Annotated in this window: 9 protein-coding genes; 4 read left to right on the top strand and 5 right to left on the bottom strand. The window is 60.4% G+C overall.

The window, feature by feature from the left end:
- Positions 1-106 precede the first annotated feature (106 nt).
- On the top strand, positions 107-1378 hold the full coding sequence (locus D8U71_RS24030; RefSeq protein ID WP_071173364.1) for an OprD family porin: 1272 nt from the start codon (positions 107-109) through the stop codon (positions 1376-1378).
- A 226-nt stretch (positions 1379-1604) separates the two neighbouring features.
- Here the strand turns inward: D8U71_RS24030 and D8U71_RS24025 are convergent, their stop codons facing one another.
- Both D8U71_RS24025 and D8U71_RS24020 read right to left on the bottom strand, forming a co-directional pair.
- Positions 1605-2447: a mechanosensitive ion channel family protein gene (locus tag D8U71_RS24025; RefSeq protein ID WP_016773492.1), complete on the bottom strand. Its 843-nt coding sequence runs from the start codon at positions 2445-2447 to the stop codon at positions 1605-1607.
- A gap of 152 nt (positions 2448-2599) precedes the next feature.
- A complete protein-coding gene (locus D8U71_RS24020) occupies positions 2600-3085 on the bottom strand; it encodes a YajQ family cyclic di-GMP-binding protein (protein ID WP_016773491.1) in 486 nt (161 codons plus the stop codon).
- A gap of 140 nt (positions 3086-3225) precedes the next feature.
- Here D8U71_RS24020 and D8U71_RS24015 point away from each other — a divergent pair, with 140 nt between their 5' ends.
- Genes D8U71_RS24015 through D8U71_RS24005 form a run of 3 tightly spaced genes read left to right on the top strand, consistent with a single transcriptional unit; the run spans position 3226 to position 6813 of the window.
- Entirely contained in the window at positions 3226-4143 is a 918-nt protein-coding gene (locus tag D8U71_RS24015) for a putative 2-dehydropantoate 2-reductase (protein ID WP_130888831.1), read from the top strand.
- Positions 4144-4188: 45 nt separating this feature from the next.
- Entirely contained in the window at positions 4189-6225 is a 2037-nt protein-coding gene (locus D8U71_RS24010) for a HAMP domain-containing sensor histidine kinase (protein ID WP_016773489.1), read from the top strand.
- A gap of 3 nt (positions 6226-6228) precedes the next feature.
- Positions 6229-6813 (top strand): cob(I)yrinic acid a,c-diamide adenosyltransferase, encoded by a 585-nt coding sequence (locus tag D8U71_RS24005; protein ID WP_130888830.1) that lies wholly within the window; start codon positions 6229-6231, stop codon positions 6811-6813.
- 121 nt (positions 6814-6934) lie between these two features.
- Here D8U71_RS24005 and D8U71_RS24000 read toward each other — a convergent pair whose 3' ends face one another.
- The 3 genes from D8U71_RS24000 to argJ all read right to left on the bottom strand — a co-directional run bounded on the left by D8U71_RS24000 (position 6935) and on the right by argJ (position 9864).
- Complete coding sequence (locus tag D8U71_RS24000) at positions 6935-7879, bottom strand: Nudix family hydrolase (protein WP_130888829.1); 945 nt, start codon at positions 7877-7879, stop codon at positions 6935-6937.
- On the bottom strand, positions 7876-8508 hold the full coding sequence (locus D8U71_RS23995; RefSeq protein WP_130888828.1) for a glutathione S-transferase family protein: 633 nt from the start codon (positions 8506-8508) through the stop codon (positions 7876-7878). The genes D8U71_RS24000 and D8U71_RS23995 overlap by 4 nt, the downstream gene beginning before the upstream one ends.
- A gap of 159 nt (positions 8509-8667) precedes the next feature.
- On the bottom strand, positions 8668-9864 hold the full coding sequence (argJ, locus tag D8U71_RS23990; RefSeq protein WP_130888827.1) for a bifunctional glutamate N-acetyltransferase/amino-acid acetyltransferase ArgJ: 1197 nt from the start codon (positions 9862-9864) through the stop codon (positions 8668-8670).
- Positions 9865-9866: the final 2 nt, after the last annotated feature.

Raw genomic sequence — 9866 nt, 5'->3', positions numbered from 1 at the left:
TGTCGGCGTGATATAAGTTTGCGCCGACACAAAAAGAAAGAGCCGCCCAGATAATAAAACAGGTGGGACGGCAGTACTCTTCTAAAAACCAAAGGAGCAAATCACGATGCGCGTGATGAAGTGGAGCATGATCGCCCTGGCTGTTGCAGCAGGCACCTCGCAGTTCGCAATGGCGTCTTCTCAGGATGAATCGAAAGGTTTTGTTGAAGACAGCAGCTTCAGCGTCAAGACTCGCATGCTGTATATGAACCGTGATTTCAAGAACGAAAACCTGAAAAGCAGCCCGTCGGGTGAGCGCCAGGGCTATCGTGAAGAAACCGGTATTGGCATGCATGCCATTTACGAGTCCGGCTTCACCCAAGGCACCATCGGTGTAGGTGTAGACGCTTTCGGTCTTGGCTCCATCAAGCTGGACACTGGACGCGGCCGCACTGGCAACGGTCTGTTCGCTCCCGATAGCGACGGCAGAGCTGAAGATACTCAGTCGAAAAGCGGTGGAGCAGTCAAGTTCCGTCTTTCCGACACCGTCCTGAAATACGGTAACCAGTTTGTCGCCAGCCCGGTTTTTTCCACCGACGACAGCCGCTTGCTGCCTGAGACCGCTACCGGCACCATGCTCGTATCCAAAGAGATCCCGGGCCTGGAACTGAGCGCAGGTCGCTTTACCGCGCTGAGCGCGCAAAGCCAGATGGGTCGTGACTCCATCGTTGAAGGTGGCCTGAAATCCGCTGACATCGCCGGTGCTACCTATCAGTTCACCGACAGTTTTGTCGCCGGTGTTGCAGCATCCGACGTGGAAGACCACTTCAAGAAGCAATACGTCAATCTGAACTACACCCTGCCGATCAACGACGAACAGTCTCTGAACTTCGATTTCAACGGGTACAAGAGCAAGAGCCAAGGTCAAGACCTGTCCGGCGACATCGACAACCGCATCTGGTCCCTTAGCGCTGCTTACAGCATCGGCGCGCACAAATTCACCCTCGCCCACCAGCGCTCCAGCGGTGACACCGGTTACGTGTACGGCGTGGACGGCGGCGGCACTATCTTCCTCGCCAACTCCGTGCAGTACTCTGACTTCAACGGTGCAGACGAGCGTTCGTGGCAGGGCCGTTATGACCTGAACATGGCCACCTTCGGCGTACCTGGTCTGAGCTTCATGACCCGTTACATCAAAGGTGACAACATCAGCACCGGCGCTGAAGAGGGCAAAGAGCACGAACTGGACTTCGAATCCAAATACGTGATGCAAAACGGTCCAGCGAAAGACTTGTCTTTCCGCCTGCGTAGCGCCTGGTATCGCTCCAACACTTCTTACAACGGTGGTGATAACAACGACCTGCGTTTGATCGTTGAATATCCACTGAGCATCCTCTAATAAGGTTGCGAAGCTGACGTACTGTAGAGCTCTGCTCTAACAAAACCGCCCTCCTGAATCAGGAGGGCGGTTTTTTTTATGGATGAATAACTGATCAAACAGAAAAAACATTAGCCAGCTACTTATTAGCCAGCATAGTTTTGTCCCGCCGATAAAAAACCCGAGAGTGCGCACACTGCTCGGGTTTTATATTAGTTGCTGACTGCCAAGCCAACTTCAAAGACGATTACTGCGTGGCAGATTCCTGCACTACGCGTATAACCCGCTGCGGAAACGGAATATCAATCCCGGCAGCCTTCAAACGATCTCGCGCCTGTTCATTGAACATGAACATCACATCCCAATAATCCGCAGTTTTAACCCATACGCGCAGGGAAACAGTGATCGAACTGTCACCCAATGTCGAAATCACTGCCTGTGGCTCCGGGTCCTGCATGACGCGGGGATCCTTGGCCAGATCCAGCAATACCTGACGGGCCTTCTGCAGATCCGCTTCGTAATCCACGCCCACATCGAACACGACTTTGCGGGTTGGCTGGCGGTTGGTGTTGGTGATGATGCCGTTCGACAGGTTGCCGTTGGGCAGGATGATGGTCTTGTTGTCGCCGGTACGCAGCACGGTGTGGAAAATCTGGATGCTGTCGACGGTACCCGCTACACCTTGGGCTTCGATCCAGTCACCGATACGGAACGGACGGAACAGCAGAATCAGCACGCCGCCAGCGAAGTTGGCCAGGCTGCCTTGCAAGGCCAGACCGATCGCCAGACCGGCAGCACCGATGGCCGCGACGAACGAGGTGGTTTCGACGCCGATCATCGACGCGACGCTGACAATCAGCAGCACCTTGAGAATGATATTGGCCAGGCTGCTGATAAAGCCTTGCAGCGCGAGGTCGGCATTGCGCAGAGCGAGCAGACCGCCGAGTTTCTGCGTGACCTTGTTGATCAGCCACCAGCCGATGGCCAGGGTAATCACTGCCAGCAGTACGCGGCTGCCGTATTCCATGATCATCGGGATCCACGCCTGGGACGCCTTGACCAGGTGGTCCACTTCCGCATTCAAATCCATGTTCTATCTCCTGATTTCCGGCTTCCCGGGGTGTATTCAAAACAACTGTGGGAGCGAGCCTGCTCGCGAATGCGGCGTGTCAGTCAACTTTTCGCTGAATGAAACACCGCATTCGCGAGCAGGCTCGCTCCCACATAGCCTTCAGACCAAGCTTAGTCGCGGAAGTTGTTGAACTGCAGCGGCATGCCGAATTCCTTGGCACGCAGGGCCGCGATCGCTTCCTGCAGGTCGTCGCGCTTCTTGCCGGTGACACGCACCTGCTCGCCCTGAATGGCGGCCTGAACCTTGAGCTTGGCCTCCTTGATGTGGCCGACGATTTTCTTTGCCAGCTCTTTGTCGATGCCTTCCTTGAGGATGGCGTCCTGCTTCATCAGTTTGCCGGAAGCGTAAGCATCCTTGACCTCAAGGCACTGCACGTCGATCTTGCGCTTGGTCAGCGCCAGCTTGAGGATTTCGATCATCGCTTCGAGTTGGAAAGCGGCTTCGGCGGTGAGGCTGACGGTCAGGTCTTTTTCCTTGAACTCGAAGCTGCCCTTGCCTTTCAGGTCATAACGACGATCGAGTTCCTTCACGGCGTTCTCGACCGCGTTGGTGAGTTCGTGTTTGTCCAGTTCGGATACCACGTCGAACGACGGCATGTAATCTCTCCAATAAAAAGGCGCGCTCGATGTGCATGGAGCGCGCTTGGCTTGCGGTTAAAATCGGGCTCATTATAACGGGTCTTTTCCTACCGATACGGCGAGCCGCACATGCCTGCAAGCAATCGAGCAAAAAACTGATGTCGACCACCTGGCACGTACTCGGCGCCGGCAGCCTCGGCACACTCTGGGCGACACGTCTGGCCCGCGCTGGCTTGCCGGTGCGGCTGATCCTGCGCGATGCGGCGCGCTTGCACAGCTACGAGGCAGTGGGCGGCTTGACCCTGGTAGAAAACGGACAAGCTCATACCTACGCAGTTCCCGGCGAAACCCCGGACAGCCCCGAGCCAATTCGCCGTTTGCTGGTCGCGTGCAAGGCCTATGACGCCGAAGAGGCCGTCGCCCGCCTCGCTTCCCGCCTCGCGCCGGACGCCGAACTGATCCTGCTGCAGAACGGCCTCGGCAGTCAGGACGCCGTCGCCGCGCGGGTGCCGCAGGCGCGCTGCATCAGCGCCTCCAGCACCGAGGGCGCGTTCCGTGACGGCGATTGGCGCGTAGTGTTCGCCGGTCACGGGTTCAACTGGCTGGGCGATGGCGCAAATCCGCTGGCGCCGGTCTGGCTGGACGATCTGCAAGCGGCGAACATTCCCCATGAATGGAGCGCCGACATCCTTACTCGCCTGTGGCGCAAACTGGCGCTGAACTGCGCGATCAACCCGCTGACCGTGTTGCACAACTGCCGTAACGGCGGGCTGAGCGAGCATCACTGCGAAGTTGCCACACTCTGTGCTGAATTGACCGAACTGCTAGAACGCTGCGGCCAACCTGCTGCGGCGGACAATCTGCAAGCGGAAGTAGAACGGGTGATCCACGCCACCGCCGCCAATTACTCTTCGATGTATCAGGACGTCGCCAACCAGCGCCGCACCGAGATCAGCTATCTGTTGGGCTACGCCTGCAAAATCGCCGAGCGCCATCAGTTGCATCTGCCGCATCTGCACCAGTTGCAGCAACGTTTGGTGGCGCATCTGCGCAAGCGTGGATTGCCCAGCGACTGAGCAGCCGCTAGGCTGACGACTTGTTCCCCTGCTGCGATAAACCTGATGCCATTGCGCCAGCGCCTTGAAAACCTGCCGGTCGGCCAGAAACTGCTGGCCGCCCTGCTGGTGTTGTTGACCACGGTTCTGCTGGTCGCCAACCTGACCTTTATCAGCGCCGCCTACTACATTTCTCAGGAAAGCATGGCGCCTCAGGCCCTGCAGACCATCGGCCGGCTGATCGCCAATCCGAGTCTGGTCAGCGATGCGCTGGAGTCGCCGCGCAGCGCCGAGCGCCTGCTCAAGGAGCTCGACAGTTATTCACCGCTGCGCGCCGCCGCCCTGTACGACGGCAAGGGCGAACGCCTGGCGCAAGTGCAGCGCGGCGAAAAACTCAGCCTCCCCGAGCGCTACCGCCACGTCGAAGCCTGGCAACTCACCGAGTTTCGCAGCAATCAACTGATCACCCTGCCCCGCCCCGGTGCCGCGCCGGGGCATCTGTTGCTGGTCGCCAGCAGCGAACTGCCGATGGCGTTCTACACCGGCACCCTGACCGCCAGCCTCGGCATCCTGATCTTCAGCGTACTGCTGTGGCTGGTCATCGCCCGGCAGATCAAGCGCCTGATTACCCGGCCGATTCACCAGCTGGAGGAATTGTCCCGCCAGGTCACGCGCGAAGAGAACTACGCCCTGCGCGCCGCGCGCGGCAACCACGACGAAATCGGCAGTCTGGCCGAGGCGTTCAACACCATGCTTTCGCGCATCGAAGCCCGCGAACAGCAGCTCAAACGCGCACGCGACGACTCACAGGCCGCCTACGATCAGGCGCAGGGGCTGGCCGAGGAAACCCGCCACACCAACCGCAAACTGGAGCTGGAAGTCCAGGTGCGCAGCAAGATCGAGAAGAAACTCACCGGCTTCCAGAATTACCTCAACAGCATCATCGACTCGATGCCCTCGGCGCTGATCGCCCTCGACGAGCAGCTCTACGTCACCCAGTGGAACCAGGAAGCCAGCGCGCTCTCCGGTACACGCCTGGATGAGGCTTTGAACCAACCGATATTCCTCGCCTTCGAACCGCTGAAACCGTTTTTGCCGCAGCTCAAGGCCACCGTCGAACAGCACACCGTGGCCAAAGTCGACCGAGTGACCTGGTTCAAGGACGATGAACCCAAGCATTATGCGCTGACGTTTTATCCGCTGATGGGCGGTGCCGGGCGTGGCGTGGTGATCCGTATCGACGACATCACTCAGCGTCTGTCGCTGGAAGAAATGATGGTGCAGTCGGAGAAGATGCTCTCGGTCGGCGGCCTTGCGGCCGGCATGGCCCACGAAATCAACAACCCGCTCGGCGCGATCCTGCACAACGTGCAGAACATTCGCCGCCGTCTGTCGGCGGATCTGCCGAAGAACATCGAGACCGCCGAACAATTGGGCATCGAACTGGACACGGTGAACCGCTACCTGCAAGGCCGCGAAGTCCCGCAACTGCTCGACGGCATTCAGCAGGCCGGCGCCCGCGCGGCGAAAATCGTCACGCACATGCTCAGCTTCAGCCGCCGCAGCACTCGGCAAATGGCGCCGTGCGATCTGCCGGCATTGATTGATCAAGCCGTGGAAATCGCCGGTAACGACTTCGACCTGGCCATCGGCTTCGACTTCAAGGGCCAGGCGATCATTCGTCAGTTCGACCCGGCCCTCGGTCCGGTGCCGGGCACCGCCAACGAACTGGAACAGGTGCTGCTCAATCTGCTGAAAAACGCCGCGCAGGCGATTCACCAGCGTGAAGACGACAGCGAACCGGGCCGGATCATTCTGCGCACCCGGCTTAATCCGCCGTGGGCCGAGATCCAGGTCGAGGACAACGGCATCGGCATGAGCGAGAACGTACGCAAGCGTACCTTCGAGCCGTTCTTCACCACCAAAGAAATCGGCCAAGGCACCGGCCTGGGCCTGTCGGTGTCGTACTTCATCATCACCAACAATCACAAGGGCCAGATGGAAGTGCAGTCGGCGCCCGGCCAGGGCACTTGCTTCACCCTGCGTCTGCCGCTGGCGCAACCTGCGCCGCTGACCACCGAAACCAATCCACTACCGAGGTAACCCATGGGCTTTCGCTTGTCGAAGATCTACACCCGCACCGGCGACAAAGGCGAAACCGGCCTCGGTGACGGCCGTCGCGTTCCAAAAGATCATCCGCGTATCGAGGCGATCGGCGAGGTCGATACGCTGAACAGTCAGGTCGGCGTGCTGCTCGCCGGTTTGCTCGCCGAGCGCGCAGTGCATCCGGGGCTGAATGAAATCATCGAAGTGCTGGCGCCGTGTCAGCATCGCCTGTTCGACCTCGGCGGTGAACTGGCGATGCCGGAATATCAGGCGTTGAACGAGGCTGAAATCGAGCGGCTGGAAGCGGCGATCGATGTGTGGAATGAAGAGCTGGGGCCGCTGGAAAACTTCATCTTGCCGGGTGGTTCGATGCTGATTGCGCAGGCGCATGTCTGCCGCAGTCTGGCGCGCAGTGCCGAGCGGCGCTGTCAGCATTTGAACTCGGTTGAGCCATTGACCGGGGTTGGCCTGGCGTATATCAATCGGTTGTCGGATTTGCTGTTTGTTGTGGCGCGGTTGATTGCGCGGCGGCAAGGGGTGGCGGAGATTTTGTGGCAGCCGGCTGCGAAACCTGAAGGAAAGTAGCGCCTGTCAGGCCTCTTCGCGAGCAGGCTCGCCCCCACATTTGACTGCGTTCTGAATGAGAGATGCAATCCACTGTGGGAGCGAGCCTGCTCGCGAAGAGGCCGCTAGCCTCAATCGAGAATCAAGCTTCTGGCCAGAACGCCCGAATCCCCGCCACACCCTGAGCCCCAACACCCCAAGCCTTCTCGCGTTCCGCCGGCCCTACTCCACCGAGCAGAAACACCGGTTTACTGAAATCGTCGATCAACGCCTGCGCCTGCTCCCACCCCAACGGCTGTGCATCCGGGTGCGTCAGCGTCGGCTGCACCGGGGACAGGGTGACAAAGTCGACGCCCATCTGCTCGGCCAGCGCCAGCTCTTCAGCGTTATGGCACGACGCCGCGAGCCAGCGCTCGGCTGGCAACGGACGTCCTGCCGCTGCGTATTTACGCAGTTGGGCAGCGGTGATGTGCCAACCGGCAGACGGGAAATCGCCCAGCCATTCGAACGGCCCTTTGATCATCAACTGCGCCTTGCCGGCGCACAGGCCCACCGCATCCACCGCCAGATCACGGTATTTCGGGTCGTAGCCGCTGGGTGCGCGCAGCTGGATCAATTTGATGCCGCCGACAATCGCCTTCTGGATGCCGCGCAACAGTGCCGGGCCTTCCACATCTTCCGGTGTGATCAGGTATTCGGCAGGCAAGCGCGCTGCCGCGACGATTGGCTGGTTGGCCGCCGGGAACTCGTAGTTGATCAATTCCCTGGCAGTGACCCAAGCCAGTGGCTGGCCTTCCGCGCCGTGGGGTTCGCCGCTGAACGCCGAGACTTCCCAGACATCCAGCAACACCTGTTTGTCCGGGTAATCGTGGCGAACTTTGATCAGCGGCCGCGCAGCATCAACGATGACGCCCAGCTCTTCGTGCAGCTCGCGAGCCAGTGCCGATTGGACCGATTCGTCAGCCTCGACCTTGCCACCGGGAAACTCCCACAAGCCGCCCTGATGCTGGGTGTCGGCACGGCGGGCGATAAGAATTTTGCCGGCACCGTCACGGATGACGGCAGCGGCGACGTGGACGCGTTTCACGGATTCAATTCCTCCAGTCCAGCCTTTTGCCACGCTTTGAAGGCGGGCCATTGGTAGACGGTTTCAACATAGGCTTCGTCGACCGCCGGCAGCTTCACCTGATAGGTGCGCAAGCGCACGGCGATCGGCGCGAAAAAGGCATCGGCAAGGCTGACACGACCGAACAGGTACGGCCCCTCTTCCGTCGCTGCCGCGCGGCATTCGGCCCACAGCGCGAGCATGCGTTCGATATCGACCTTCACTTCTGGCGGCACCGGGTTCAGCGGTGCGTCCTGGCTCAGGTTGAACGGCATGTGGTTACGCATGGCGAAGAAGCCGCTGTGCATTTGTGCGCAGGCCGAGCGGGCCTGGGCGCGGGCGAAGGTATCGCTCGGCCAGAGTTGCTCGGACGGAAACTGTTCGGCGAGATATTCAGCAATGGCCAGCGAATCGGCGATGGTGCCACGGGTGGTTTGCAGCAGCGGCACCTTGCCGGTCGGCGAATGCTTGAGCAGGCGCTCGCGGGTGTCGGGCTTGCCGAGCTTGATCAGCTCTTCGCTGTAGGGTGCGCCGGTCAGTTCCAGCGCCAGTGCCGCACGCAGGGACCAGGAGGAAAGCAGTTTGTCGCCGATGATCAGGTGCAGGGACATGGTGTGGCGCCTTTTCGTCAGAGGAATGCTTCTGAATGGGTTGTGTCCGGATCGCCGCTTTCGCGAGCAGGCTCGCTCCCACAGAGAACCGAGCTGCAGCGAGAATACCCTGTGGGAGCGAGCCTGCTCGCGAATGGAGCGGCTCGGTCCCGGATCAGGTCAAGTACGGTATTCAGCGTTGATCTTCACGTACTCATGCGACAGGTCGGTGGTCCAGATGGTTTCGCTGCAATCGCCGCGCCCCAGTTCGATGCGAATGGTGATTTCTTCCTGCTGCATCACCGCCGAGCCCTGGGCTTCAGTGTAGGTCGCGGCGCGAGCGCCACGGCTGGCGATGCACACGTCGCCGAGGAACACGTCGATCTTGCTCACGTCCAGATCCGGCACGCCGGCACGACCCACGGCAGCGAGGATACGGCCCCAGTTCGGATCAGAGGCGAACAGCGCGGTCTTGATCAGCGGCGAGTGGGCCACGGTGTAACCGACGTCCAGGCATTCCTGGTGGTTGCCGCCGCCGTTCACTTCAACGGTGACGAACTTGGTCGCGCCTTCGCCGTCACGCACGATGGCCTGGGCGACGTCCATGCACACTTCGAATACCGCCTGTTTCAGCTTGGCGAACAGCTCGCCTTCAGCGCGGGTGATCTCAGGCAGCGCGGCCTTGCCAGTGGCGATCAGCATGCAGCAGTCGTTGGTCGAGGTGTCGCCGTCGATGGTGATGCGGTTGAACGACTTGTTGGCGCCGTCGAGCATCAGGTTGTGCAGCACCTCGCGGGAGACTTTGGCGTCGGTGGCGATGTAACCCAGCATGGTCGCCATGTTCGGGCGAATCATGCCGGCACCTTTGCTGATGCCGGTGACAGTGATGGTCACGCCGTCATGCTCGAACTGGCGGCTGGCGCCCTTGGGCAGCGTGTCAGTGGTCATGATGCCGGTGGCGGCGGCTTCCCAGTTGTTCTCCGACAGATCATCCAGCGCAGCTTGCAGCGCGCCTTCGATCTTCTCGACCGGCAGCGGCTCGCCGATCACGCCAGTGGAGTACGGCAGAATCTGGCTGGCATCGACGCCGGTCAGCTCGGCCAACTTAGCGGTGGTGCGCTCGGCAGCCGCCAAGCCAGGCTCGCCGGTGCCGGCGTTGGCATTGCCGGTGTTGGTCAGCAAGTACCGCACGGCATTGTGCACGCGCTTTTTCGCCAGGATCACCGGCGCGGCGCAGAACGCGTTCAGGGTGAACACGCCAGCCACGGTCGAACCTTCAGCACAGCGCATCACCACTACATCTTTGCGCCCTGGGCGCTTGATGCCGGCCGAGGCGATACCGAGTTCAAAACCGGCAACCGGGTGCAACGTTGGCAAAG

Origin of the sequence: Pseudomonas sp. Sample_21 (genome assembly GCF_004307525.1) — a bacterium.
Taxonomy (GTDB): Bacteria; Pseudomonadota; Gammaproteobacteria; order Pseudomonadales; family Pseudomonadaceae; genus Aquipseudomonas; species Aquipseudomonas atacamensis.
This window is presented reverse-complemented; position numbering and strand designations above follow the sequence as displayed.

Bases quoted from the DNA above. Each gene is read 5' to 3' on its own strand.
- D8U71_RS24030 (WP_071173364.1), top strand. From the start codon at position 107: ATGCGCGTGATGAAGTGGAGCATGATCGCCCTGGCTGTTGCAGCAGGC.
- D8U71_RS24025 (WP_016773492.1), bottom strand. From the start codon at position 2,447: ATGGATTTGAATGCGGAAGTGGACCACCTGGTCAAGGCGTCCCAGGCG.
- D8U71_RS24020 (WP_016773491.1), bottom strand. From the start codon at position 3,085: ATGCCGTCGTTCGACGTGGTATCCGAACTGGACAAACACGAACTCACC.
- D8U71_RS24015 (WP_130888831.1), top strand. From the start codon at position 3,226: ATGTCGACCACCTGGCACGTACTCGGCGCCGGCAGCCTCGGCACACTC.
- D8U71_RS24010 (WP_016773489.1), top strand. From the start codon at position 4,189: ATGCCATTGCGCCAGCGCCTTGAAAACCTGCCGGTCGGCCAGAAACTG.
- D8U71_RS24005 (WP_130888830.1), top strand. From the start codon at position 6,229: ATGGGCTTTCGCTTGTCGAAGATCTACACCCGCACCGGCGACAAAGGC.
- D8U71_RS23995 (WP_130888828.1), bottom strand. From the start codon at position 8,508: ATGTCCCTGCACCTGATCATCGGCGACAAACTGCTTTCCTCCTGGTCC.